This is a genomic window from Leucobacter komagatae, from assembly GCF_000834055.1.
GTDB classification, from domain to species: domain Bacteria; phylum Actinomycetota; class Actinomycetes; order Actinomycetales; family Microbacteriaceae; genus Leucobacter; species Leucobacter komagatae_A.
On sequence record NZ_JXSQ01000003.1, the window covers coordinates 188370 to 214778 of the forward strand.

Below are 26409 nucleotides of genomic sequence, written 5' to 3' on the forward strand. Positions count from 1 at the left end.
CTAGATACCCTGCCAGCCTTTTCCGGCGTGCTTCTCGCGTCTTTCATGATCTCGGCAGGGTCAATACAAGGAGGAAACCAGTGAAGCGTTCACGCATTGGGCTGGGCATTGTTGCTCTAGCCGCAGCGAGCTCCCTGGCGCTCGTCGGGTGCTCAACCGGCGGCGGCGACAATGGTGGCAACAAGGGTGGCGACGGAATCGTCACCGTAAACAGCACTGAGCCACAGAAGGGCCTCGTCCCGGCCGACACGACCGAGGTTGGCGGCGGCAAGGTCGTCGACGCACTCTGGGAAGGCCTCGTCTACTACGACGCAGACGGCGCAACTCAGATGGGTGTTGCTGAATCAATCGAGTCCGACAACGGAACGACCTGGACCGTGAAGCTCCGCGACGACGCAGTCTTCTCGGACGGCACGCCAGTGCTCGCCAAGAACTTCGTTGACGCATGGAACTACGCGGCGAACGTGGACAACGCGCTCGGCAACCAGTACTTCTTCTCGGCGATCAAGGGCTGGAGCGAGGACGAAGCTGTCGAGTCACTCGAGGGCCTCAAGATCGTTGACGATCACACCTTCACCATCGAGGCAACCCCGGACTTCCCGGACCGCCTTGGCTACTCGGCTTACTACCCGCTTCCTGACGTTGCGTTCGAGGACATGAACGCATTCGGTCAGAACCCGGTTGGTAACGGCCTGTACAAGTTTGCTGACGACGGAGCGTGGAAGCACGACGTCGAGATCAAGCTCGTGAAGAACGACACCTACGTCGGCCCCCGCGAGGTTGCCAACGCAGGCGTTGACTTCAAGATCTACGCATCGCTCGATGCTGCCTACACGGACCTCCGTTCGGGCAACCTCGACGTTCTCGACCAGATCCCGGACACCTCGTTCGCGGTATTCCAGGACGAGCTCGGCGACCGTGCGATCAACCAGGCTGGCGCGCTCATGACGACGCTGACGGTATCGGCAAACCTCGACCACTTCACCGGTGAAGAGGGCAAGCTGCGCCGTCAGGCACTGTCGATGGCTGTTGACCGCGAAGAGATCATCGACGTGATCTTCGAAGGCACCAACCTCCCGGCAAAGGACTTCACGTCGCCGATCGTTGACGGCTACACCGAAGACCTCAAGGGCGCTGACAAGCTTGAGTTCAACCCCGAAGAGGCTCAGAAGCTTTGGGCAGAGGCTGACGCGATCAGCCCGTACGAGGGAACCCTCGAGGTTGCGACCAACTCGGACGGCCCGCACCAGGTGTGGATCGAAGCTGTTGCGAACCAGTGGGCAAACACCCTTGGCGTGACCGCTGCTCCGAAGCTCTACCCGACCTTCCAGGCATTCCTCGACGACCGTGAGTCGGACACCGTTGGTGGCCCGTTCCGTGCAGGTTGGCAGGCAGACTACCCGGGTGCGTACAACTACCTGCAGCCGCTCTACTACACGGGCGCAAGCTCGAACCACGGCTACTACAGCAACGCCGAGTTCGACAAGCTCCTCGACGAGGCAGTGCAGGAAGCAGATCACGACAAGTCGATCGAGAAGCTGCACGCGGCTCAGGAGATCCTCCTCGACGAAATGCCGTCGATCCCGCTCTGGTACCAGGGCACGACCGGTGGCTTCGGTGAGAACGTTGAGAACGTGAAGTTCGGCTGGAACTCCGTGCCGATCTTCAACGAGATCACCAAGAAGTAACCCTTCAGTAGCAGGCCCCGGAGCACGCTCCGGGGCCTGCTCCTTGTCGCGGCAACACCGAGCCGCGGCAGGGTACCCAAATCGTAGGCAGGAACACCGAAGTTCTTAGCCCGCTGCGCACCACAACTGCGAGAGAATTACAACATGCATAGCCTCATCAACAGGGAAGGGATCAGCCGATGCTGAGATACATCCTCTTCCGCGTATTGCAAGTGATCCCCGTGCTGCTTGGCACGACGTTCCTTATCTACTTCATGGTATTTGCCATGCCGGGCGATCCGATCGCTGCGATGTTCGGGGAAAAGGTTCCGAGCCAGGCAGTGCTCGACCGACTCCGCGAGCAATACAACCTGGATAAGCCATTCTTTATCCAGTACCTGCTGTACCTCAAGGGAATCCTCACCGGCGACTTCGGTGTGAGCTTCTCAGGTGAGCCCGTCTCAGAGGTACTCGCGCGCGCGTTCCCTGTAACGATCCAGCTCGCCATCATGGCGATCATCATCTCGCTCGTCCTCGCTATCGTGATCGGCCTCTTCTCGGGTCTGCGCAAGGGCAAGATGTTTGACAACGTCAACCTCATCATCGGCCTCGTGTTCATGAGTGTCCCGATCTTCGTGATCGCCTTCATCGCGCAATACGGACTCGGGCTCAAACTCGGACTGTTCAGCCCGACCGTTGGCACGGGTGCACCCCTGAAAGACATGCTGCTCCCAGCCATTGTGCTCGGTGTCAGCCTCTACGCGACGAGCATGCGGCTCACGCGATCGTCGGTCATCGACACGCTCAACCAGGACTTCGTTCGTACCGCGTACGCAAAGGGCCTGAGCCGGAACCGGGTGATCCCCGTGCACGTGCTCCGTAACTCGCTTATCCCAACGATCACGAACACTGCGACCGACTTCGGTACGCTCATGGTCGGTGCGACCGTCACCGAGGGAATCTTCAACGTTCCCGGCGTCGGTAACGTCCTCTTCAAGGCGATCCTCAAGGGAGAGAACACCACAGTGGTCTCTTTCGTCACCGTCATGGTGCTCATCTATCTCGGCGTCAACCTCGTCGTCGATCTCCTCTACGCCGTTCTCGATCCGAGGATTCGTTATGCCTGACACTCAGCACACCCCACCACACGGTGCTCGCCCCGTCATCGAACATTTTGTTGCCCCGGTAGACGAGACACCTGTAGCGTCCGTCGACGCAGTTCGCATCTCCGAGAAGAAGTCCTCGCTGTGGCGTGATGCCTGGCGCGACATGCGCCGCAGGCCCATGTTCTGGATCGCGGCCGTGATCCTGTTCTTCGTGATCATCATCTCGGCGTTCCCCACCCTGTTTACCCAGATCGATCCGCGCGCGTGCTCGTTGGCATTCTCGAACGGTGCGTCTGCAGCAGGGCACCCGCTCGGCTTTAACAAGCAGGGTTGCGACGTCTACTCGCGAATCATGCACGGTACCTCGACGTCTGTCTCAGTCGGGCTCATTGTTATCGCCCTGACCTTCGTTGTCGGAACCGCTGTTGGCGCGATCGCAGGCTTCTTCGGTGGGACCACCGACGCTGTCCTGTCACGAATCGGCGATGTCTTCTTCTCGATTCCGTACATCCTTGCCGCTGTTGTTGTGATGAGCGTGCTCTCGGACCACCGGAACCCACTCGTGATTGCGCTGGCGATCGGCGGGTTCTCCTGGCCGATTACCGCGAGAATCGTGCGAAGCGAGATCCTTCGTGTGAAGAACGCGGACTTCGTTATGGCCGCGGAGGCCCTGGGTCTTTCGCGCATGGCGACCATGATGAAGCACGTGATCCCGAACGCGATCGCACCCGCGATCGTGGTGACGACCATCTCGCTTTCTTCGGCGATCGTCGCGGAATCGGTGCTGTCGTTCCTTGGCGTCGGCTTGCCTCCGGGGGACTTCATCAGCTGGGGTAACGACATCAGTGCGGCTCAGCTGTCGCTGAGAACCGACCCCATGCCGCTTATTTACCCCTCGCTCGCGCTGACCATCACCGTGCTGGGATTCATCCTGCTCGGTGAGGTTGTCCGCGACGCACTCGATCCGAAGGCGAGGGCGAGGCGATGAGCGACGTGTCCGCAGGAAAAGAAGAACAGACCATGAAACCAGTGCTCAGCGTGCGCGACCTCAAGGTGGCGTTTAACGTAGACAAGAACCTCAAAGAGGTTGTGCACGGCGTCAACTTCGATGTCTTCCCGGGGGAAACCGTCGCCATCGTTGGCGAGTCCGGCTCCGGTAAGTCGACGACGATGCACGCCGTCATGAACCTGCTCCCGGGAACCGGACGCATTACTGACGGCTCTGTCCTGTGGCAGGGGCGTGAGCTGGTTGGCATTGGACGACGCGACATGGAGACAATCCGTGGCCGCGAAATCGGGCTCGTTCCGCAGGACCCGATGTCGAACCTCAACCCGGTGTGGTCTGTCGGGTTCCAGGTGGAAGAGGCGATCCGCGCGAACGGGCTTGCCTCGAACAAGAAGGATGTTCGCGCGCGCGCGATCGAGGTCCTCGAGCAGGCGGGTCTGAGCGACGCCGAGAAGCGGATGAAGCAGTATCCGCACCAGTTCTCCGGCGGTATGAAGCAGCGCGCGCTCATCGGTATCGGCCTATCAGCGAAGCCCGATCTGCTCATCGCAGACGAGCCGACAAGCGCGCTGGACGTTACCGTGCAGCGGGTTGTTCTCGACCACCTCGCCCAGCTCACCAGTGAGCTTGGCACCGCTGTGGTGTTCATCACTCACGATCTGGGGCTCGCTGCCGAGCGCGCTGAGAAGCTCATCGTGATGTACCAGGGCAACATCGTGGAGTCTGGACCGAGTCGTGAGATTCTCCAGCACCCGCAGCACCCGTACACGAAGCGTCTCGTTTCGGCAGCTCCGAGCCTTGCGTCGCGGCGTATTGGTTCGGACGCTGGCATGCCTGCCGCCCCTACGGGAACGTTTGACGTCGCGGCTCTCGCCGATGCGGAAAGCCGCGGCGGCAAGGTAGGTGAGCCGCTCATCGAGGTGGAAAACCTGCGCAAGGTCTACAAGCTGCGCAAGGGCAACTTCCGCAGCGAGGATTTTGTCGCCGTCGAGGGGGCCTCCTTCACGATCAACCGCGGTGAGACACTCGCGCTTGTTGGCGAGTCGGGCTCGGGCAAGTCCACCATCGCAAAGATGGTGCTCCAGCTCGAGGAGCCGACCGGTGGCAAGGTGACGATCGCGGGGAAGGACACTGCGAAGCTCAACAGTCGTGAGCTTTTCGACCTCAGGCGTACGCTGCAGCCGGTCTTCCAGGACCCGTACGGCTCGCTTGACCCGCTGCACAACATCGGCAACACCATCATGGAGCCGTTGAACATTCACAAGGTGGGCGATACCGCCAGCCGCAAGCGCCGCGTGCACGAACTCCTCGACCAGGTGTCGTTGCCGCGTGAACTTGCGACGCGATACCCGAACGAGCTCTCGGGTGGTCAGCGGCAGCGCGTCGCCGTTGCGCGTGGTCTCGCGCTCAAGCCCGACATCCTCGTCCTTGACGAAGCGGTGTCTGCGCTTGACGTGCTCGTTCAGGCGCAGATTCTCGATCTGCTCGCCGAGTTGCAACGCGACCTCGGGCTGACGTATCTCTTCATCACGCACGACCTCGCTGTTGTGCGCCTGATTGCGGATCGCGTCTGTGTCATGCAGCAGGGCAAGATCCTCGAGCAGGCGACCACGGAAGAGGTCTTCGAGAACCCGCAGATGGAGTACACGAAGAATCTCCTTGCGGCGATTCCCGGAGCCTCCATCGAGCTCGGTATTAGCTGAGGCAAGGTCGGCTGAGCTCCTCGGCTCACCGCAGATGGGCGGCGCACGTCGGTGCGCCGCCCATCCGCGTATCATCCGCTTGTAGCCGTGGTTTCCATACCGGGTGTCAAGGGGTGGCCTATACGGTTACTTTCCACATTATTCGACCACGCAGCAGTCACCCTTGTGTAACTTTTCTTCAAGCCTATTTAACCTTGCCCCTCACGGGCCTAGCCTTGATCCCAATCACATACGCCTGCGGCCTGCTCCAACGTCGGAGCAACGTCCTCGGGTGGTTTATCAAGGAGGAAATGTGACTAGAGTCTCATCGCGCAGATCGCGCATAGCCGTCGCTGTCGCCATGACAGGCGCCGTCGGACTGTTGCTCGCCGGTTGCTCAACAGGCAATAACGGCGACGCAACGAATAGTGGCGGGGAGGGCGGCACCATCTCCATTGCCGTGACTAACGCCGTAACGTCGTTCAACGGGGACACCCCACAGGGCAACCTCGACAGCAACGGCATGGTCGGCTACCTCACCGGTGTGTCGGGCAGCCTCGGTCTCGGAAGCTTCTTCACGCTCGACCCTGAGTTCAATGTCGTGCCAGAAGAGGGCTTCGGCTCGATCGAGAAGCTCTCTGATGACCCGCTGAAGGTTGAGTACAAACTCAACGAGGGCCTGAAATGGTCTGACGGCGAGCCCATCACCGCCGACGACATGCTCTTCGCTTGGGTGCAGAGCTCCGGCTGGTTCGACGATGCCACAATCGACCCCGAGACGGGCGAGCCAACATCGGGCAACCAGTACTTCTCGCTCGCGGGAAGCACGTCTGGCCTCGATATGACGGCATTCCCAGAGATCAGCGACGACAACCTGTCCATGACGCTGACCTACTCGGAGCCGTTCGTTGACTGGCAGTACGTCAACCCCGTGAGCAAGCCGGCCCACATCATGGCTAAGCAGGCCGACCTCACAGTTGAGGAGCTCCGCGCGCTGTTCACCGACTCGCCACAGGGCGACCCAGCTAAGCCAGCGGCCGAGCCAATCCCAGAGCTCAAGCAGATCGCAGACTTCTGGAACTCCGGATACGACACCGCCTCCATGCCTGAGAACGAGGACCTGCTGGTGGCCTCGGGGCCGTTCGTCGTCACCGACTTCGTCCCAGAGCAGTCACTGACGCTCTCGAAGAACCCCGAGTACCAGGGCGATCACGAGATCGGCTACGACAACCTGATTTTCCGATTCATCGGCGACTCCAACGCGCAGATCACCGCGCTGCAGAACGGCGAGGTCAACGCCGTCTACCCTCAGCCCTCAGCTGACACGAATGCCGCGCTCGAGAAGATCGGCGCAACGCTCTACCCCGGCGACCAGATGGCGTACGATCACCTCGACCTGAACATGGGCGGCGACACCTTCAAGGATCCGAAGGTCCGTGAGGCATTCATGAAGACGGTGCCGCGCCAGCAGATCCTCGATTCGATCATCACGCCGATGAACCCCGAGGCTGAGGTGCTCAACTCGCAGATCTGGGTGTCAGCGAACCCCGAGTACGAGAACACGATTAAGGAGAACGGCTACGACGCGTTCACCGAGCCCGATATCGATGGCGCGAAGGCGCTGCTGAACGGCGCAACCCCAACGGTAAGGATTCTCTACAACAACGAGAACCCGAACCGTGTCGACACGTTCCAGCTCATCAAGTCCAGTGCTGAAGAGGCCGGCTTCGTTGTCGAGGATCTCGGCGACCCGAACTGGGGCGCGCTGCTCTCCGGTGGCGAGTATGACGCATCGATCTTTGGGTGGGTATCGCCAGGCGTTGGTAACTCGGCGCTCGCACAGATCTTCAAGACTGGCGGCGGAGGCAACTACAACGGTTACAGCAACGCTGAGTCCGACAAGCTCGTAGATGAGGCTCAGACCACGCTGGACGAGGCAGAGCTCGAGAAGAAGAAGATGCGAATCGACGCGATTACCGCCGAGGAGTTCTACGGACTGCCCCTGTTCCAGACGCCCGGTCTGTTTGCAGACAACGGCACGATCACCGGAGTCGAGTACTTCGGTGGCCAGACGGGAATCGTCTGGAACGCGCAGGACTGGAAGCTGAACTAGCAGCAACCGGCAACACCGCGCGGGGGCGAGACGGTCAACAGCCCGTCTCGTCCCCGCCGGTGGCTCCACTTCTAACGGAGAGCCGGTGGAGCCCCTACCCGGGGCCGAGCTGGCTTTAGCCTCTCGAGAATCGAAGCCATGACCAGTTTTATTGTGAGACGAATCCTCGTCTCCGTCCTCATCCTCATCGCCGCATCGTTCGTGATGTATATGCTCGCCGCATACTCGGGCGACCCACTCAAAGACCTTCGGGGCTCCAACGCCCCAAACATCGATCAACTGATCGCCGCCAGGACTGCAGCGTTGCACCTGGACGTTCCCCCGCCAGCGCGCTGGCTCATTTGGCTCGGCGGTGCAGCCGGTTGCCTCGTCCCATTTGCTGACACTTGCAACCTCGGGTTGAGCGTGACCAACGCCTCGGTCACCAGCCTGGTACCGATGGCGATGGCCTCAACAGTGCAACTTGTCACCGTCGCGCTCGTCGTCGCTGTACTCCTCGGAGTCGTTGTCGGAATCGCAACAGCGTTGCGGCAATACAGCGGGTTCGACTTCAGCGTCACGTTTATCAGTTTCTTTCTCTTCTCACTCCCGTCGTTCCTGATCGCGGTGCTGTTGAAGGAGTTCGTCGCCATCGGCTTCAACAACTTCCTGCAGAAGGACCCGACGATAGGCATCGTCGCCCTGCTCGGGATAGCGATCGTCAGTGGCCTCATTTGGCAGGTATTCATCGGCGGAGACGGACGACGTCGGCTCATCGTGTTCGCCGTATCAGCCCTGGCGACGGGCGGTCTGCTCGCCTTCCTCTCCGCGACGAACTGGTTCATCAACCCGGGTCTCGGACCGGTCGGCATCTTGCTGCTCATTGCTGCGACGGTGGCCGCAACGGTCGGGGTGCTTGCCGGCCTGCGTAATCGCCGCTCGCTGCTCATCGGGTCAATCGTTGGCGCCCTGGGTCTTGTCTCGTATTTTGCGCTGCAGGGTGTGCTGAACAACGCGAGCCTCGGGCTCATCATTGGGCTCGCCCTCGTCGCGATTCTCGTCGGCTGCGCCGTTGGCTTCGGGCTTGGCGGCTTTGATAAGGGCCAGGGGATGCGAATCGGTGCGATCGTCGCGTTCTTCTCCGGAGCGTTTGTGCTCATCGACCGTTTCATGCAGGCGTGGCCAAGCTACATCAACCACTCCCGCATTAACGGGCGGCCAATTGCCACGGTGGGTTCTGAGACGCCAGGCTTCACAGGCGACTTCTGGCAACTGTCCATCGACAGCTTCGCCCACCTCCTGCTGCCGACAATCGCGCTGCTCCTCATCTCGTTCGCGGGGTACACACGATACGCGCGCGCTGGGCTGCTCGAAGTGATGAACCAGGACTACATCCGCACGGCTCGCGCGAAGGGACTGCCCGAACGGGTGGTCATCGTCCGGCACGCGCTGCGGAACATGCTGATCCCGATTGCGACGCTCGTCGCTACGGATGTTGGCGCGCTGCTTGGCGGCGCAGTGATCACGGAATCGGTCTTCGCGATTCCCGGCATGGGGCAACTCTTCAATGCCTCGCTCAAGCGGGTCGACCTCAACCCGATCATGGGGTATTTCCTTGTGATCGCGATCATGGCGATTCTCTTCAACTTCCTCGCGGACCTCGCGTACGCGGCACTCGACCCGAGGGTGAGGGTGAAGTGATGCGCGAATTCTCGAAGTACCCGACCGCTGCACCAATCACAGCAGTACCCGTCTCCACCGAGAGGACGAGCCGATGAGCCTCACGAATACGCCGGAAACTCCGGCCCCAACGCAAGCTCCGTTGCGGGTGAAGGGTGAGAAGCAGGGCACGCTGGTGTTGCGCAGGTTCCTGAGCAACAAACTCGCGCTCGTGTGCATGGTGCTCTTCGTCGCACTCATCGTGTTTGCCGGCTCGGCGACTGGCTTTGGTCCGTTCCCCGGCTGGTGGAAGCACGGCTACACTGCGGTGAATCCGCAGTTCCAGGGCGGCGCGGCAACGATCTCGATCATCCCGAAGTGGTTGGGCGGCGAAGGCGTTCACCTGGGTGAACACCCCTTCGGCCAAAGCCGAATCGGCGTCGACTACTTTGCGATGACGATGCGGGGGATCAGTAACTCGGTGCTCGTGATGGTCGTCATTGGCGGTTTGGGAACCATCGTTGGAACCGTGATCGGCGCCATCGCCGGGTATTACCGCGGCTGGGTTGATGCCGTGCTGATGCGCATTACAGACGTGTTCATCGTGATCCCAGCGATCGTGATTGGCTCGGTCGTCGGTAACACGGCTGGCGGGCTCGGAATCTGGTTCCTCGCCGCGCTGCTTGCGCTGGTGTCGTGGATGGGGATCGCACGACTGGTTCGCGCCGAGTTCCTCTCATTGCGCGAGCGCGAATTCGTCGAGGCGGCCCGCGTAGCTGGTGCGAGCGATGCGCGCATCATTTTCAAGCACATTCTGCCCAACGCCGTCGGCGTCGTCATCGTCTCCGCAACGCTGCTCGCAGCCTCTGCAATCCTGCTCGAGACCGGGTTGAGCTACCTTGGCTACGGTATCCAGCCGCCAGAGGTTTCGCTCGGCAGGCTCATCTCTGACAATCAGTCAGCGTTCAGCACGCGGCCGTGGCTGTACTGGTGGCCGGCGGTGTTTATCGTGTCGCTTGCGCTGCTCGTGAACTTCGTCGGCGATGGTCTGCGCGACGCGTTCGACCCGAGACAGAAGCGGTTCAAGTTGCGGAAGATGCGCGAGATGGATGCTGGGGCGTAGCGTGATGTCGTCTTCTGTGCGGCAGCGGGCGGTCGCGGGTCGCCAACTCACGACGGCGCGCTCACCAGAGCAGCAGCGCTGCCGCAGACAGCACGACGCCGCCGACGATCACGGCGAGCGTGCCAGTGTTCCACTGGCTGATCACCGGCGTGGTGTCGGCGACGCCTGCGGCTACGCGCTCGCTGTGCTGCAACTCAGCCCAGCGAGTGCGAACGAGCGCCGCGGCGTCACCGGAGTCGGTGCCAGACAGGTCGCCGGGCCGGGGCGCGTCCAAGCTGCGGCCCTCACGCTTACTGCGGCGTGCCAGCCGGGCCGCGGTGACGGTGCCCGGGGCTGGGGCAACAAACACGTTCACCGTGCGCCCCGGAACGTGCAGGGTGAGGTTGTACTTGGTGTCGACGTGCACGAGAGCATTCCACGGGATGGTGACGGTGCGCAGTACGTTGCGAACGGTGATGCTGTCGTCACCAACGCGCAGGTAGGGCAGCCAAAGCCCAACGTAGCTCAGGGCTGCAAGCGCGGCGAGTGGGACGAGCCCCACGAACCGCTCTGGCCCGCCTGGCAGCCACACCGTACTGATCGCGAACACGAGCAGCACCGCACATATGGCGACGCTCATTCCCCTGTTGAAGCGGGACACGAACACACTGGAGCGGGGGGTATCGGTGGGCACACCCCCATCGTGTCACCGCGCAGGATGCAAACACAACCGGCGCGGCAACCCCGCACGCGGTATATCGAAAGGGAAGACGGATGACGACGAGCACGGAGGCGGGCACACAGTCCGTCCTAGAGTTGAACGGGCTCTCGGTTGACTTCGCGGTGGACGGGGTGTGGAACCCCGCCGCAATCGACCTGAACTACCGGATCCGACCGGGCGAGATCGTCGCTGTTGTCGGGGAGTCCGGCTCTGGCAAGAGCGCGAGCTCGATGGCGATTCTCGATCTGCTGCCAAAGTCGGCGAGGATCAGGGGTAGCGTGACGCTGAACGGGGAGGAGCTTGTTGGAGCGAGTCCCAGGCGCATGCGCGAACTGCGTGGCTCGGCGATTGCCGCGATTTTCCAGGAGCCGATGACCGCATTAAACCCGGTGCTGACGATCGGGTCGCAGATTGTCGAGGCGATCCGCACCCACACCGACCAGAGCCCAAGCGGGGCAAAGCAGCGCGCAATCGAACTGCTGACGCTCGTGGAGCTTCCCGATCCGGAGAAGGCGTTCAATTCCTACCCGCACCAGCTCTCCGGCGGGCAGCGCCAGCGCGCGATGATTGCGCAGGCGCTCGTGCTCGACCCACAGCTCCTTATTGCAGATGAGCCGACCACAGCGCTCGATGTGACGGTGCAAGCGGAAATACTCGAGCTGATCCGCTCGCTGCGTGACAAGTTGCAGAGTGCGGTGCTGCTCATCACCCACGACATGGGCGTCGTTGCGGATCTTGCCGACTGGATCGTTGTGATGCAGCAGGGCCGGATCGTTGAGCAGGGTGAGGTACTGCAGATCTTCCAGGATCCGCAGCACCCGTACACGAGGGCGCTCCTCGCGGCGGTGCCGCACCTTGGCGGGGACAGCGAAGTCGACCTGTCGGAGAGCCTCGAGCGAGTCGTCGAGGATCGCGTGCACGAGGCCGTCCACACGGAGGCCGTTGCCGTGACGCCTGGCACCGCGGTGCTGTCGTTCGAGGACGTGTCCATTGAGTACGGTCGCGCTGGCAAACTCGGAACGTTCAAAGCCGTGGACAGTGTCAGCTTTGAGATCAATCCGGGAGAGATTGTTGGGCTCGTTGGCGAGTCAGGCTCGGGTAAGTCGACGATCGGCCGTGCGGCTATCGGGTTGCAGCCCGTCTCGGCTGGCCGGCTTGACGTCGCTGGGACGGACCTCTCGAAGTGGAGCAGGAAGACCGTGCGCGAACTGCGCAACCGGGTGGGGATCGTCTTCCAGGATCCATCGTCGTCGTTGAACCCGAGGCTCCCAATCGGGGAGTCGATCGGTGAGCCGCTGCTGCTCGCTGGGGAAGCGAAGGGTGCCGCGCTCGACCGGCGGGTCGAGGCCCTGCTTGACAGCGTGAATCTTCCGGTCGCGTATCGCAATCGGTTCCCGCACGAGCTCTCTGGCGGTCAGAAGCAGCGTGTCGGAATTGCCCGCGCTCTGTCCCTGAAACCGGAGCTCCTCATCGCCGATGAGCCGACGAGCGCACTCGATGTGTCCGTGCAGGCGAAGGTGCTTGAGCTGCTCAGGGACCTGCAAGCGGAGATGGGCTTTGCGTGCCTGTTCATTAGTCACGACCTCGCGGTCGTCGACGCGCTCGCCGACCGGGTGATCGTGCTCCACAGGGGGAAGATCGCTGAGCAGGGTACGCGCAACCAGATCCTGCGCGCCCCGAAGGACCCGTATACGCAGCGCCTGATCGCCGCGATCCCGGTCCCCGATCCCATCGAGCAGCGCTCGCGTCGCGAGCTGCGTCAGCGCATCCTGCAAGACACCGAGGGGGCGTAGCCGCCCGCGAAGGTCACGATTGGATAGGACATTGCGCACGAGACTTTTCGCTCGGCGCGGTGGCCTACTAGTGTGTGGAGTGTTCTGAAGACAATTTCCGCGGGCAGCGTTGCACGCGTGTGTTTCCAATGGAGGAAGAATTGAAGAAGAGACAGCTTTTTACCTCGGTAGCTCTCGCCGGAACAGCCGCGCTGCTGCTCAGCTCATGCGCATCGGGCAACGGGTCTGAGGGCGGTTCGGGTAACGCCGGGGGTGCCATTACCATCGGGACGACCGAAGTGGTCACGTCCCTTGACCCAGCAGGGGCCTATGACAACGGCTCGTTCGCAGTGATGACGAACGTCTACCCGTTCCTGCTCAATAACCCCGTGGGGGAGTCCACCGTCGAGGGCGATATCGCGGAGTCAGCTGAGTTCACCGCCCCAACGGAGTACACGGTCAAGCTCAAGCCTGGCCTGAAGTTCGCGAACGGCAACGACCTCACGAGCTCGGACGTGAAGTTCACGTTTGACAGGCAGGTAGCTATTGGCGACCCGAACGGCCCCTCAAGCCTGCTCGCGAACCTCGACAGCGTCGACGCGCCAGACGACACCACTGTGGTGTTCAACCTCAACTCGGAAAACGACCAGACCTTCCCGCAGGTGCTCTCGAGCCCCGTTGGTCCCATCGTTGATGAGGACGTGTTCCCCGCAGACGCAATTCTCGACGACCAGGAGCTCGTGAAGGCCAACCCCTTCGCCGGGCCGTACGCCGTCACTAACTTCGATAAGGGCAACCTCATCGCGTACAAGGCCTTCGACGGGTATCAGGGCCTCTGGGGCGCACCAAAGAGCGACTCCATCAACGTGAAGTACTTCGCGAACGAATCCAACCTCAGCCAGGCCATCGAAACCAAGGCCGTCGACGTCGCGTTCCGAAACATCTCGGCGACCGATGTCGAGAAGTTCGAGGGAACTGACGGCCTCAACGTCGTCAAGGGGCCAGGCGGCGAGATCCGCTACATCGTCTTCAACTTCAACACCATGCCGTTCGGTATCTCCACTGAGGACGCCGACGCGGCGAAGGCCCTCGCGGTGCGGCAGGCGGTCGCTGATTCAATCGACCGCGAGAAGATCTCAAGCGAGGTCTTCAAGGACACGTACACGCCGCTCTACTCGTACATCCCTGAGGGGTTGCTCGGCGCGAATGAGTCGCTCATGGGCCTCTACGGCGATGGTGAGGGCGGCCCGGACGCCGAGCGTGCGGCAAAGCGCCTCGCGGATGCTGGCGTTGAGACGCCGGTCAAGATCAACCTGCAGTACGCGGGGGAGCGTTACGGCGCAGCCTCCGCCGAGGAATACGCGCAGATCAAGTCGCAGCTCGAGGCCGATGGGCTCTTCACGATCGAGCTGCAGTCCACCGAGTGGGGTCAGTACACGGAAGACCGCGTCAAGGACCTCTACCCGGCACACCAGCTCGGCTGGTTCCCCGACTACTCGGATCCGGACAACTACCTCACGCCGTTCTTCTCGCCTGACAACTTCCTCGTGAACCACTTCGAGAACGCTGAAGCAGTCAAGCTCATTGACGAACAGCGCGTCACCGGCGACGAGGGACAGCGGGCGGCACTGCTCGAAGAGGTGCAGGACCTCCTCGCTGCGGATCTGTCGACGCTGCCAATGCAGCAGGGCTCGCAGGTTGCTATCGCGGTCGATGGTGTGGACGGTGTGACGCTTGACGCGTCATTCAAGTTCCGCTTCGGCTCGCTGACAAAGTAATTCTGGGTGTGCAGCGGGCGGGCGCGTGACGTCCGCCCGCTGTCACCGTGTCTGAGGACCCACACATGGCTATTATTGAGGCCGTTCCGGCGGCAACCGCTCAAGCAAAAGCGAAGGGCGGCGGGCTCGGCAGATTCATTCTCTGGCGGGCCATCCTGATCATCCCAACCGTCTTCATTCTCGTGACGATGGTGTTTCTTCTGATGCGGACGCTCGGCAACCCGATCACCTCGGCTGTCGGCGACCGCTTGCCCCCTGCGGAGCTCGCGAAGCGCGTCGCTGAGGCCGGCTATGACCGGCCCATTCTCGTCCAATACTTCGAGTACTTGGGGCAGATCTTCACCGGCAACTTCGGTGTCACTTTCAGTGACCGCCGCCCGGTGACCGAGGTGCTCGTCACGTTCGGTGCAGCGACGCTCGAGCTTGCGGTGTACACCCTGATCGTCGCGCTTCTCGTCGGTATCCCGCTCGGGATGCTCGCGGCGTACTACCGCGACCGCGGCCCCGACGCGTTTTTGCGGGTGTTCGCCATTTTCACCTACGCCACCCCAGTGTTCTTCTCCGGCCTGATCATGAAACTGATCTTCGGGGTATGGCTCGGCTGGCTCCCGGTCTCCGGGCGCGCATCCATCGCCACCGAGCTGCAGCTGCAAACGCTAGCGAATCCCACGGGAATGTATCTCATTGATGCGATCAGAACGGGAAGCGCCGCGAACGTTGTCGACGTGCTCATGCACGCGGTACTGCCGGCGCTGACGCTCGGCATGATGACCGCAGGGATCTTCTTGCGGCTCGTGCGAACAAACATGATCGGCACTATCGGTCGAGAATACGTCGACTCTGCGCGGTCGCGCGGTGTTCGTGAATTCCGCCTGGTCAGCAAGCACGCGTTTCGTCCCGCGTTGATTCCGATCATCACCGTCATCGGGCTCCAGATCGCGATGCTGCTCGGAGGGGCAGTGCTCACCGAGACCACGTTCGAGTGGAAGGGGCTCGGGTTCCAACTCGCGCACTACCTGAGCGCGCGCGACTTTGTCGCCGTGCAGGGCATCGTTGCCCTGCTCGCCGTGATCGTCGCGCTGAGTAACTTCATCGTCGACGTTGTCGCCGCCCTCATCGATCCACGAGTGAGGTACTAACCATGACTACTCAGCTCATTCCTACCGTCGCCCCGCGTGAGCGCGGCTGGCACAACCTGCCGCTCATCAAGCAGTTCCGGCAGAGCGTCGGGCTGCAGCGCGGCATGCTCATTGCCGGGCTCGTGCTCGTCGCACTGTTCGCGATCGTAGCGCTGTTCGCGCCGCTCATCGCGCCCTACTCGTACTCGGCGCTCAGCGGTCCAGACGGCGGATTTGGTTCGCTGTCTGCACCCTCGCTGGCGCACCCGCTCGGCACGACCATCGCGGGATACGACGTGCTGTCGCGCGTCATCTGGGGCGCGCGGACAGCGTTCCTCGTCATTGTGATCGCGGTGCTGAGCTCGATCTTCGCTGGCACCCTCCTCGGGCTCCTGTCTGGCTACGTCGGCGGTGCGCTCGACCGGGTCCTCGTGATGATCGCCGACGCGATCTACGCGTTTCCCTCGCTGCTGCTCGCCATCGTGCTGTCCATCGTGATCTCCGGGGGCCAGTCAAGCCTGTGGGGAGGCATTTGGGCGGCGTCACTGTCGATCACCGTCGTGTTCATCCCCCAGTACTTCCGCGTTGTCCGCTCCGAGGTGGTGCGTGTGAAGGCCGAGGCCTTCGTCGAGTCCGCCCGCGTGGTCGGCGCGAGCCGCTCGCGCATCATGTTCCGACACGTGCTGCGAAACTCGACCAGGTCGCTCCCGCTCGTGTTCACGCTGAACGCGTCCGAAGCGATTCTTACGCTCGCGGGGCTCGGCTTCCTCGGTTTCGGCATCGAACCGAACTCCGCGGCGGAGTGGGGCTACGACCTGAACAAGGCGATCGCAGATGTCACGAACGGTGTCTGGTGGACGAGTGTCTGGCCAGGCCTCGCGATCGTGCTCGTGGTCATGGGGCTCACCCTCACTGGTGAGAGCCTGAATGACCTCTCCGATCCACGGCTGCGCAGCCGCAGGCGGGCGACGGCAGGCGGCGGCGTTGTCGCAGACACTGCGACGCTCCGCACCATCGAAGCTGGCAACGACGAAGCGCCGGAGGTTGGGGACACCCCGCCGACCGGCGGTGCTGCAGAAGAGGGGGACAACCGATGACGAACGTGCTCGATATTCGTGCGCTCGAAGTGACATTCTCCACCGACCACGGCGACGTCAAAGCCGTGGACGGTGTGTCCCTCGCCGTGCAGCCGGGCCGCGTGCTCGCGGTCGTCGGCGAGTCAGGCTCGGGCAAGACAGTGTCTGCGCGCACCGTGCTCGGGTTGCTGCCAGACACCGCGGTTGCTCGGGGCTCGGTGCTCCTGACCTCGCGCGACGGCGGGGAGACGAACGATCTGCTGCACCTCAGCGGCGACCAGCTCAGGGCGGTGCGCGGGCGCGACGTCGCGATGGTGTTCCAGGAGCCGTCAACGGCGCTCAACCCCGTCTACACGATCGGGTGGCAGATTGCGGAGGGGTTGCGCGCTCACGAGAAGCTGTCGAAGCAGGCGATGCGGCAGCGCGTCGTCGAGATGCTCGAGCTCGTTGGCCTGCCAGACCCGGCCGAGCGAGTTGACTACTACCCGCACCAGCTCTCTGGCGGCCAGAAGCAGCGCGTGATGATTGCGATGGCGCTCGCGCTGAAGCCCGGCCTGATCGTTGCGGACGAGCCAACAACGGCGCTCGACGTGACCGTGCAGGCCGAGATCCTCGACCTGTTGCGCTCGCTCCGCGATGAGCTCGGCACCGCGATCCTGCTCATCACGCACAACATGGGAGTGGTGGCGGATCTCGCTGACGATGTTGCCGTGATGTATCAGGGCGAGGTCGTTGAGCAGGCGACCGTTGCTGAGATCTTCGCGAACCCGCGCGAGGAGTACACGAAGCGGCTGCTCGGGGCCGTGCTGAAGCTCGGTGACGGCAGGATTCAGCCGCGCGATCGCGGGCAGGATCCCGCTGGTGCGAGCGGGCCTGGTACCGCCGCGATCGCCGTGGTGGATCGTGATGGCGCACCGATCGTGAGCGCACGCGGGCTGGAGATCCAATACCCTGGCAGGCTCGGCCGTCCGGGGTTCACCGCAGTTCGCGGGGTCGACTTCGATATTCGACCGGGCGAAGTGTTTGGCTTGGTGGGGGAGTCTGGGTCAGGCAAGTCCACCATCGGCCGCGCCATCGCGGGGCTCACCGACGCAACGGGCGGATCGCTCACGGTGCTCGGCCACGAGATGGTCGGGTTCAAGGAGCGCAGCTTCAAACCGCTGCGCAAGCAGATCGGTTTCGTGTTCCAGGATCCCGCTTCGAGTTTCAATCCGCTGCTCACCATCGCCGAGAACGTCGCTGAGCCCCTCATCGTGCACGGTCTCGCCCGCAACGTTCGTGGCGCGCAGCAGCGCGTCGATGAACTGCTCGAGGCGGTGCAGTTGCCGCGGGCCTACGGGGAACGCTTCCCGCACGAGCTCTCCGGCGGGCAGCGACAGCGGGCCTCGCTCGCGCGCGCACTCGCGCTGGATCCGATGCTGCTCATTGCAGACGAGCCGACGAGCGCGCTTGACGTGTCCGTGCAGGCGAGGGTGCTCGAGCTGTTTACGGAGTTGCAGGCAGAGCTGGGATTCGCCGCGCTGTTCATCACTCACGATCTCGCGGTCGTCGATGCCCTGGCCGATCGTGTTGGGGTGCTGTACCGGGGGGAGCTCGTCGAGACGGGCCCGACGAGCGAGGTGCTGCTTGCGCCCCGCGAGCGGTACACGCAACGGCTGCTCGCATCGCTGCCCGTTCCCGAGCCAGCGGAGCAGGCGGATCGACGCGAGCTTGCGCGCGCGCTCAGGGAAGCGGAATCCGCCGTATAGAGTTACTCATAAGGCGCGCTCGACGCGCACCCGCACGCCGGGGTCGGAGGCCGAAAAATTTGGCATCGACCTCGGCGTGTTCTGCGGGTATGATAGAACGTTCGCTAATTTATGATCGTGAGGATCCACCCATATGGCTCTCGCCACACGCGAAGACATTCGTAACGTCGCCATCGTCGCACACGTCGACCACGGCAAGACCACCCTCGTTGACGCCATGTTGCGTCAGACGAACTCCTTCGATGCTCACGCCGACGTCGACGACCGCGTCATGGACTCCAACGACCTTGAGCGCGAAAAAGGCATCACCATTCTCGCGAAGAACACCGCCATCAGCTATGAGGGCGAGCACGCGAAGAACGGTCCGATCACGATTAACGTGGTCGACACCCCCGGCCACGCCGACTTCGGTGGCGAGGTTGAGCGCGCACTGTCGATGGTTGACGGTGTCGTGCTGCTCGTTGACTCCTCTGAGGGGCCACTGCCGCAGACGCGCTTCGTGCTGCGTAAGGCCCTCGAAGCCAAGCACCCGGTGATTCTCGCGGTCAACAAGACTGACCGCCCCGACTCGCGCATCCCCGAGGTTGTCGGCGAGGCGCAGGATCTCCTGCTCGGCCTTGCTTCCGACATCGCTGAGGAGCACCCAGACCTCGACGTCGACGCGATCCTTGACGTTCCCGTCGTTTACCTCTCGGGCCGCGCTGGCGCGTCGAGCCTCACGGAGCCCGCAAACGGTACGCTGCCTGACGGCGACACCCTCGAGGCACTCTTCGGCGTGATCCTCGAGCAGGTTCCCGCCCCGAAGTACGACGACGAGCACCCGCTGCAGGCGCACGTCACGAACCTCGACTCGTCGCCGTTCCTCGGTCGTATCGCGCTGCTGCGCGTGCACAACGGATGGATCCACAAGGGCGAGACCGTCGCTTGGGTGAAGAGCGACGGCACGCAGCAGAACGTGCGCATCACCGAGCTCATGCTCACCAAGGCGCTCACCCGTTTCCCGGCTGAGAAGGCTGGCCCCGGCGACATCGTCGCGATCGCCGGCATCGAGAACATCACCATTGGTGAGACCATCGCTGATGCTGAAGATACGCGTCCGCTGCCGCTCATCGAGATCGACGAGCCAGCAATCTCGATGACCATCGGTGCAAACACGTCGCCGCTCGTCGGCAAGGTGAAGGGCCACAAGCTCACCGCCCGCATGATCAAGGATCGCCTCGATCGCGAGCTCATCGGTAACGTTTCGCTGAAGGTCGTCGACACCGGTCGCCCCGACGCGTGGGAAGTTCAGGGTCGTGGCGAGCTCGCCCTCTCGATCCTCGTCGAGAACATGCGCCGCGAGGGCTTCGAGCTCACCGTCGGCAAGCCGCAGGTTGTGACGAAGGAAGTCAACGGCAAGACGCACGAGCCGTACGAGCACCTCACCATCGATACGCCAGAGGAGCACCTCGGCGCGATCACCCAGCTCCTCGCTGCTCGTAAGGGTCGCATGGAGAACATGGTGAACAACGGCACCGGCTGGGTACGCATGGAGTTCATCGTTCCCGCTCGTGGCCTCATCGGCTTCCGCTCGGAGTTCATGACCACGACTCGTGGCACCGGCATCGCCAACGCGATCTCGCACGGCTACGCCGAGTGGGCCGGCCCGATCGTCACGCGTAACAACGGCTCGATCGTCGCAGACCGCTCCGGCGTAGTCACCCCGTTCTCGATGATCAACCTGCAGGAGCGCATGAGCTTCTTCGTGCAGCCGACCCAAGAGGTCTACGAGGGCATGGTCATCGGCGAGAACTCGCGCTCCGAGGACATGGACGTGAACATCACCAAGGAAAAGAAGCTCACCAACATGCGTGCTGCGAGCTCCGACACCTTCGAGTCGATGACGCCGCCGCGTATCCTCACGCTCGAGGAGAGCCTGGAATTCGCTCGCGAAGACGAGTGCGTTGAGGTCACCCCTGAGGTTGTCCGCATCCGCAAGGTTGAGCTTGACGCGTCGCTGCGCGCGCGCTCGGTCTCACGCCTGAAGAACCAGAAGTAACCTTCTCGCGTTGCTGCGCGAACGCCCGCCCCTGAGCCGTGCTCGGGAGGCGGGCGTTCGTCATTGGGGGCGCGTATGATCAGGGCATGGCACTCATCTACGCTGACACGACACTTGTCCCATCAAAGCTTGAGCTCCTCGCCGAGTGGTTGCCGACGCAGCCCTGGTTCACGGGGGACCCAACGAAGCTCACCCGCGTCTCCGGCTACCGGCTCGACGACCCTGAGGGTGAGGTGGGGATCGACGGCATCCTCGTCTCGGCCGGCGATGACAGGGTGTACCACGTGCCCATCACCTACCGTGGCGCACCGCTCGACGGCGGCGAGGCCCACCTCATCGGCACGATGGAGCACGGCGTGCTCGGCACGCGCTGGGTGACGGAAGCAGCGGGCGATCCCGTGTTCCGCGCGGTTGTCGCGCAGGTCATCGCGCAGGGCGGATCGGGCAGCGAAGAGCTCATACACCAGCCCGACGGGGGCACTATTGCCCGCGAGCAGCAGATGCCGATCCACGGGTCAGGGCAGCCTGGAGCGCAGGTGCCTGAGCTCTGGGCCGCGGAGGTGTCGCTCGGTGACGGCGCGAGCGTCGCGGCTACCGGCTTGGCAACGATGCGAGTGATTCACGCGGTCGACGCTGGGTCTGCCGCTGCGCGCGGTGCCGCGGGCACGCTCACCGCGACGTGGCCCGGCCAAGATACTCCGGTAGTTATCGCCACCCTCGACTAGCCGGTGGCGCGCTGGGGCCTGTCGTTTTCGTTTTTCCCGGACGAAGCGATAGAGTAGACCCTGCGCGAAAGCGTAAATCGGGATGTGGCGCAGCTTGGTAGCGCACGTCGTTCGGGACGACGGGGTCGCAGGTTCAAATCCTGTCATCCCGACGAAATGGCCCGGAACATCGTTGAAATCTCAACGAAGTTCCGGGCCTTTATCGTTCCGGGGTGCGGTGACGCCGCGGAGCGACGGAAGCGCCGCTACAGGTTGTACGGTGCGGCGTTCTTGTCGCCCTTGTCTGGGTGCCGAATGAGGGCTGGGTCTGCTTGGCCTTTGCGTGGGTCAACACCGGCCTCGGCGTCCTCCCCAGCGCCGTCCATCACGGGCTCGTCGATGGTCTCCCCGTGGCGTTCATCGTCCTGGTGCTTCTCGTTACTCATTGAATGCTCCAATCCGTGTGTTGGCTGCCTACGATATTCCCCAAAGCTCAACGGGGCATGTGTGGCGAGCAAGGTGCCTGGGAGTGAGCCGTCTTCGCGGAGTTCCCGTTGTTGCTTGGTCAATTGAAAAGAAACATATCTTTTATTGATACCCAAGGCTAAGGTTCGACATATGAACAGCAACGTCGATGTGCCATTTCCGCCCCGCAGGCGCTCTGCCGCCCTCGGGCTCATGGCTGGTGTGCTGTTTGCCGCACTTGCCGCGCCAACTGCCGCCCTCGCCGGGCCGGCCGACCCTGTGGCCTTTTCGGATGCGGCCCTCGAATCGTGTGTGTTGGACACGCTGGAACTCCCCGAAGGTACTCCTGTGACGGAGGCAGACCTTGCGCAGCTCACGAATCTCAGTTGTCGGTCAATGGGTATCTCGGATATCGGGCCGCTCGTCTTTGCGACAGGTCTGACCCGGATAGATCTCGCAGACAATAGCGTCTCGGATCTTCGACCGGTCTCGGGGCTGAGCTCGCTCGTCACGCTGCTCCTCGTTAGCAACCAGGTGTCAGACGTCACGCCCCTGAGCGGTCTCCCGGCGCTCAGCGACCTGTACCTGAATCGGAACCAAGTCAGCGACATCACCCCGCTCGCGAGTATTCCGACGCTGCGTGCATTGCTGATCCACTCGAATCAGATATCTGACGTGACCGCTCTCGCCGGGCTCTCGAACTTGGAAATCGTGTACGTGGCGAACAACGCGATTCGTGATATCTCGCCGCTTGGTGCGCTCCCGCGCTTGCTGACCGTGGACGCGACGCTCCAGCAACTCCCAACCGTTGAACTCTCAACCGGAATACCGACACCATCACCGATAGTCGCGGAGAACGGCGAGCTCATCCCGGTACGGATCACTGCCGGCGACGGAGTCGCATCCGGCACCGATATCACCTGGAACACCGACGGCAGCGGATTGGCAGCGTGGGAATACACGTACCCCATCGGCACATCCCGCGGCCAATTCTCAGGGGTCGTCGGTGTGAACGCAACGACACAGCCGGAGGTGTCGCTCGCTGGCAGTCCGGTGGACGGCGTCGTCGGCTCCGCCTACAGTTTCGACTTCGCGCTTACCGGAAAGCCCACAGCTCCGCAGTCCACGATCGTCGGCGGCAGGCTCCCTGCTGGGGTGTCGCTCTCGGCAGACGGGAAGCTCACGGGCACGCCTACTGAGTCGGGAGTATTCAGTTTTGATATTGCAGTGTCGAACGGGGCTGCCGAGCAGACCTACAGCCGGACGTTGACGGTCGCGGCGGCAGCGGTGCCACCGAAGGAGGAAGAGGGTGGGGGCGTCGTCGATGGTGGTGTAATCGGCGGCAAGGTCCCCGGAAGCGGAACGCTCCAACTCGCTGATAGCGGCGCGGGTGCGCCTCACTCCGGCGCCTGGGTGACCGCAGTGTCTCTCCTGGCCCTTGGCGGTGCCGCTGTGGCGTTCGCACGCCACGGCAGGCCGAAGCGCGCTGGCATACGCCAGCGTTGACGGCGCTGTTCGTTCGCGGGATCATCGGCCAAAGACACCAAGGGTCAGCGTCGCCCGTTCGCGGGCCCCGCGTTCGCGAGCGACGTCTGTGTGACCGTCGAGGTGTCCCAAAGCACTGACCCGTTCGCCTCCTCGAGTGTGTCGTGTTGCGACACCACTCGGCGCTTGGAGGGTTCGGGGTGCCACGTCATGACGAAGAACAGCGGCACGTTGTCGCGGTTTGCGAGGCCCTGAATCATGGCGACCGGTCGGTCCTTTGGGTAGCGCATGACCGCCCACAGGTTCGTGTCGACCTGCACGTACGGCATGCGTTCACGCTCGGTTTCTTTCTCTCGATCGTTTCGATACATGTCCACTACCCCCATTCGAATGTATGTTCGAGTAGTGTAAGAGCTTGTTCCGACATTCAGGAGATAGGGTCGTGACTGCTATGAAAATCCGGGCAAGTAACAATATTGGGGGAGCGTCGCGCTACGACGCGGCCGCCGCCGAGGAGACCCTGCGTGAACTCGACGAACAGTACGCGCGCGGTGAGATCGAGCGGCACGCGTACTTCGAGAAGAAGCGCTCGCTCGTGCGCCTGTTTCTGAAGGCGACAACTTCGCCGCAGCGCAAGCCGCGCGGGGATTTCGACTACTAGCCCGACCGCGCTGCGAGCGCGATCCAGCAGGGTGCGCAGTCCTGAGTCTGAGCTTTGAATATTTCTCTCATAGCGGATACACCGTTTATTCACTTGACCATCAGGGCCAGAGCGGGCAGATTAGAAGCCCACTCGAAAGGAGCAACACCATGGGTTTCCTGGAAGATGCAAAAGAGACGGCAGAGGCTGCGGCACAGAAAGTCGGTCGGGCTGTCGAGGACGGTGTCGACCGCGCGAAGGACAAGCTCGACGAGGTGAAGGCTGAGGCCGAGGTCAAGAAGGCCGAGGCTGAGCGCGACGCGACCAAGGCGCGCAACGACGCGAAGGAAGACCTCCGCGACAACTAACCGCGGTTCTCTCGGCCCCGTGCCAGCCCCGAAACGGGCAGGCACGGGGCCGTTTGCGTGTCCGCACCGGGTCCGGGCTCCCCGGTGATCGCCGCGTCCCAGGCCGCGATGAGGTCGGCCGTCTCAGCCGGGGCCTCGTAGGGGAGCAGGTGGCCGTAGTCGGAGAACACGTGAACCGCGGCGTCGCGCATTCCGCTCGCCGCTGGCGCGAACGCCCGCGCGGGGCTCAGCGGGTCGCGGCCTGCCCCAACGAGCAGCGTCGGCCCCCTGAGCCCGCCCGCGAAGTGCGCAACCGTCGAGGTCGTCGACGCGCGGTACGTGTCGAACACCACTTCGCGCGACGCGAAAGCCGAGGCCTGTCGGCGGTGCTCCAGCCTGATTACCCGCCTCATGCCCCGGTCGGGACTCGACGTCATGAACATGCCGCTGATCTCCGCAATCGTTCGGCTGCCGAGCAGCGCGAGCCCGAGCGGGGCGGGCAAGCGCCGTGCGAGCGCGTAGTAGCCACGTGCGAGCGCGGTCGCCGCCCACTTTGGGCCGGAGAGCGGTGGCGTGAGGATCGGGTTGAGCAGCACCGTCCCCCGCGCTGTGGCCCCACCAGCAATCGCTGCGGCGACGATCACGGTGCCGTAGGAATGCCCGAGCAGGGTCGGGGCTCGATCGCACCGGTCGACGAGCTCGCTCAGCCACGCAGCGTAGCCAGCGGTGTCGTGCGGAGATCCGAGCGCGGCGGATGCGCCCGAGCCAGGGAGATCTGGTGCGAGCACCCGGTACCCGAGAGAGGCGAGCGCCTGCGCGAGCGGCTCGAGGCCCGCGTGGGTGCCGCGGAAGCCGTGGACGGCGATGATCACTTGCCCCGTTCGCGGGCCGTACTCGAAGACGGCCGTCGCACTGCCAGCGGCGAGCACCGTCAGCCGTCTGGGGGTTCCGGCAGCCGCGGCCGTTCCGCCCCCGCGAGCCACCCCATCATGCGGCACGGCGCCTCACCGCCATCGACGCAGAGCCCGCGGCGTGACGCCCCCTGGCGAGCGCGTACAGCTCCTCTGCGCGCTCGGTGAGCACGCTCTGCAAAAAGGCATCGTTTGCTGGCTGCGGTTCACGCTGCGCGGTGAGCTCGCGCACACCCGTCGCGAGCGTCTCCGCGAATGCCGTCACGGACGGATCCGCAGCCGTGTACCGCAGGCGCGGCGGTAGCTCCCGGCTCACCGCACTGTCGCGGAGGATCACGGGGGTGCCGAGGCTCACCGCCTCATACGCGGTGAGCCCCTGCGTCTCATACCCGCGCGAGCTCAGCACGACGGCGTCGGCCTGCCTGATAGCGTGCAGCACCTCCAAGTGCCCAACGGGGCCGTGAAACGTGAATTGGTCGCCCACCCCGAGCGCGGTTGTGAGTCGCTTGCTGCGCGCCAGGTCGCTCCCGGTACCGTAGACGTCGACGTCGACGTCGAGCCTCGCCCGCGCAAGCGCCTCAACGAACGTGCCGAGGTGTTTCTCCGGGCTCACCCGGCCCGGCCACACGAGCCTCGGACGCTCGCGCGGCCACCGCGGCGTCGCCCGCACGGCGGCCAGCGCGTCGTCGTCGACGCCCGTCGGCAGCACGAAAAACTCACCGGGCACACCGGAGCGCGCAAGCCGGTCAGCGAAGTGTGCGCTCGGTGCGATCAGCAGGTCGGCGCGCTCCACAAACGCTCGCGTGTATGCGGCGAGCGTGCGCACCTGGCCACAGTGCAGATACCGCTGCTGCGCCGCGAAGAGCAGCCGGGTTGCGGTGCGCGGAAACGGGAGGATCGCCGGGAGCCCAACCTCAATGTTCGTGTGCATCGTGTGCGCGACGGGGAGGCCGTGTCGCGCGGCGAAGCGGTACCCGTTCCATGCGCCCCACACGTCGGCCTGGATGTGCACGATGTCGACGGGCGGCTTCGACGCGAACGCTGCGTCAATGATTCTGTCGAAGCGCTCACCCGCGAGACAGAACGCGTGCTCACCGAACTGCGTCGACGGCAGCAGCACATCGCCGTCCCTGGCGTATTCGGGGGTCGGCACGCGCCGAGAGCCGGGGGCGCACACCGTGACCGTGTGCCCGCGATGCTCGAGGTGTGAGCGTTGGGTGCCGAGCGACACCTGCAACCCGCCGAGCGTGCCAGGGTGTTGATCGCTGAAGAATGCGACGTGCATGATCCTC

Annotated in this window: 22 protein-coding genes and 1 tRNA gene; 18 read left to right on the forward strand and 5 right to left on the reverse strand. The window is 63.4% G+C overall.

What is annotated here, in order from left to right; genetic code table 11:
- The first annotated feature begins 80 nt into the window (after positions 1–80).
- From SD72_RS03875 to SD72_RS03905, 7 genes are all read left to right on the forward strand, one after another.
- Positions 81–1688 (forward strand): peptide ABC transporter substrate-binding protein, encoded by a 1608-nt coding sequence (locus SD72_RS03875; protein ID WP_042543106.1) that lies wholly within the window; start codon positions 81–83, stop codon positions 1686–1688.
- A gap of 179 nt (positions 1689–1867) precedes the next feature.
- Positions 1868–2794: an ABC transporter permease gene (locus SD72_RS03880; protein WP_042543107.1), complete on the forward strand. Its 927-nt coding sequence runs from the start codon at positions 1868–1870 to the stop codon at positions 2792–2794.
- Positions 2787–3761 carry an ABC transporter permease gene (locus tag SD72_RS03885; protein ID WP_042543108.1) on the forward strand — a complete coding sequence of 325 codons (975 nt, stop codon included), beginning with the start codon at positions 2787–2789 and terminating at the stop codon, positions 3759–3761. Before SD72_RS03880 ends, SD72_RS03885 begins: the two co-directional genes overlap by 8 nt.
- Complete coding sequence (locus SD72_RS03890) at positions 3758–5482, forward strand: dipeptide ABC transporter ATP-binding protein (protein WP_042543109.1); 1725 nt, start codon at positions 3758–3760, stop codon at positions 5480–5482. The genes SD72_RS03885 and SD72_RS03890 overlap by 4 nt, the downstream gene beginning before the upstream one ends.
- A gap of 292 nt (positions 5483–5774) precedes the next feature.
- Positions 5775–7574: an ABC transporter family substrate-binding protein gene (locus tag SD72_RS03895; RefSeq protein ID WP_332307488.1), complete on the forward strand. Its 1800-nt coding sequence runs from the start codon at positions 5775–5777 to the stop codon at positions 7572–7574.
- Positions 7575–7712: 138 nt separating this feature from the next.
- Positions 7713–9254, forward strand: coding sequence for an ABC transporter permease (locus SD72_RS03900; RefSeq protein ID WP_042543111.1), 1542 nt, complete (start codon positions 7713–7715; stop codon positions 9252–9254).
- A 73-nt stretch (positions 9255–9327) separates the two neighbouring features.
- Positions 9328–10335 (forward strand): ABC transporter permease, encoded by a 1008-nt coding sequence (locus SD72_RS03905; RefSeq protein WP_042543112.1) that lies wholly within the window; start codon positions 9328–9330, stop codon positions 10333–10335.
- Between the two features lie 61 nt (positions 10336–10396).
- Here the strand turns inward: SD72_RS03905 and SD72_RS03910 are convergent, their stop codons facing one another.
- On the reverse strand, positions 10397–10975 hold the full coding sequence (locus SD72_RS03910; RefSeq protein WP_157000446.1) for a PH domain-containing protein: 579 nt from the start codon (positions 10973–10975) through the stop codon (positions 10397–10399).
- Positions 10976–11088: 113 nt separating this feature from the next.
- On the opposite strand from SD72_RS03910, the gene SD72_RS03915 reads away from it, so the two are divergent.
- The 8 genes from SD72_RS03915 to SD72_RS03950 all read left to right on the forward strand — a co-directional run bounded on the left by SD72_RS03915 (position 11089) and on the right by SD72_RS03950 (position 21442).
- Complete coding sequence (locus SD72_RS03915; RefSeq protein ID WP_042543114.1) at positions 11089–12828, forward strand: ABC transporter ATP-binding protein; 1740 nt, start codon at positions 11089–11091, stop codon at positions 12826–12828.
- Between the two features lie 128 nt (positions 12829–12956).
- On the forward strand, positions 12957–14585 hold the full coding sequence (locus SD72_RS03920; protein WP_042543115.1) for an ABC transporter substrate-binding protein: 1629 nt from the start codon (positions 12957–12959) through the stop codon (positions 14583–14585).
- Between the two features lie 65 nt (positions 14586–14650).
- On the forward strand, positions 14651–15724 hold the full coding sequence (locus SD72_RS03925; RefSeq protein WP_042543116.1) for an ABC transporter permease: 1074 nt from the start codon (positions 14651–14653) through the stop codon (positions 15722–15724).
- 2 nt (positions 15725–15726) lie between these two features.
- On the forward strand, positions 15727–16800 hold the full coding sequence (locus SD72_RS03930) for an ABC transporter permease (RefSeq protein ID WP_042543117.1): 1074 nt from the start codon (positions 15727–15729) through the stop codon (positions 16798–16800).
- Positions 16797–18527, forward strand: coding sequence for a dipeptide ABC transporter ATP-binding protein (locus tag SD72_RS03935; RefSeq protein WP_042543118.1), 1731 nt, complete (start codon positions 16797–16799; stop codon positions 18525–18527). The genes SD72_RS03930 and SD72_RS03935 overlap by 4 nt, the downstream gene beginning before the upstream one ends.
- 133 nt (positions 18528–18660) lie before the next feature.
- On the forward strand, positions 18661–20565 hold the full coding sequence (gene typA, locus SD72_RS03940; protein WP_042543119.1) for a translational GTPase TypA: 1905 nt from the start codon (positions 18661–18663) through the stop codon (positions 20563–20565).
- An 86-nt stretch (positions 20566–20651) separates the two neighbouring features.
- The gene (locus SD72_RS03945) at positions 20652–21290 is read left to right on the forward strand and encodes a CG0192-related protein (RefSeq protein WP_042543120.1); all 639 of its coding nucleotides are present in this window, start codon (positions 20652–20654) and stop codon (positions 21288–21290) included.
- 78 nt (positions 21291–21368) lie between these two features.
- A tRNA-Pro gene (locus SD72_RS03950) sits at positions 21369–21442 on the forward strand.
- Between the two features lie 93 nt (positions 21443–21535).
- Here the strand turns inward: SD72_RS03950 and SD72_RS03955 are convergent.
- Positions 21536–21715, reverse strand: a complete 180-nt coding sequence (locus SD72_RS03955) for a hypothetical protein (RefSeq protein ID WP_042543121.1) — start codon at positions 21713–21715, stop codon at positions 21536–21538.
- A 172-nt stretch (positions 21716–21887) separates the two neighbouring features.
- Here SD72_RS03955 and SD72_RS03960 point away from each other — a divergent pair, with 172 nt between their 5' ends.
- Positions 21888–23240 carry a leucine-rich repeat domain-containing protein gene (locus tag SD72_RS03960; protein ID WP_042543122.1) on the forward strand — a complete coding sequence of 451 codons (1353 nt, stop codon included), beginning with the start codon at positions 21888–21890 and terminating at the stop codon, positions 23238–23240.
- A gap of 44 nt (positions 23241–23284) precedes the next feature.
- On the opposite strand, the gene SD72_RS03965 is transcribed toward SD72_RS03960, so the two are convergent.
- Positions 23285–23596 (reverse strand): hypothetical protein, encoded by a 312-nt coding sequence (locus SD72_RS03965; protein WP_052492446.1) that lies wholly within the window; start codon positions 23594–23596, stop codon positions 23285–23287.
- A gap of 74 nt (positions 23597–23670) precedes the next feature.
- On the opposite strand from SD72_RS03965, the gene SD72_RS03970 reads away from it, so the two are divergent.
- Entirely contained in the window at positions 23671–23880 is a 210-nt protein-coding gene (locus tag SD72_RS03970; RefSeq protein ID WP_042543123.1) for a hypothetical protein, read from the forward strand.
- Positions 23881–24029: 149 nt separating this feature from the next.
- A complete protein-coding gene (locus tag SD72_RS03975; RefSeq protein ID WP_042543124.1) occupies positions 24030–24227 on the forward strand; it encodes a hypothetical protein in 198 nt (65 codons plus the stop codon).
- Here the strand turns inward: SD72_RS03975 and SD72_RS03980 are convergent.
- Together SD72_RS03980 and SD72_RS03985 are read right to left on the reverse strand one after the other, a co-directional pair.
- The gene (locus SD72_RS03980; protein ID WP_198141848.1) at positions 24224–25189 is read right to left on the reverse strand and encodes an alpha/beta fold hydrolase; all 966 of its coding nucleotides are present in this window, start codon (positions 25187–25189) and stop codon (positions 24224–24226) included. The genes SD72_RS03975 and SD72_RS03980 overlap by 4 nt on opposite strands.
- Positions 25190–25193: 4 nt before the next feature.
- Positions 25194–26402 carry a glycosyltransferase gene (locus tag SD72_RS03985; RefSeq protein ID WP_052492448.1) on the reverse strand — a complete coding sequence of 403 codons (1209 nt, stop codon included), beginning with the start codon at positions 26400–26402 and terminating at the stop codon, positions 25194–25196.
- Between the last annotated feature and the right edge of the window lie 7 nt (positions 26403–26409).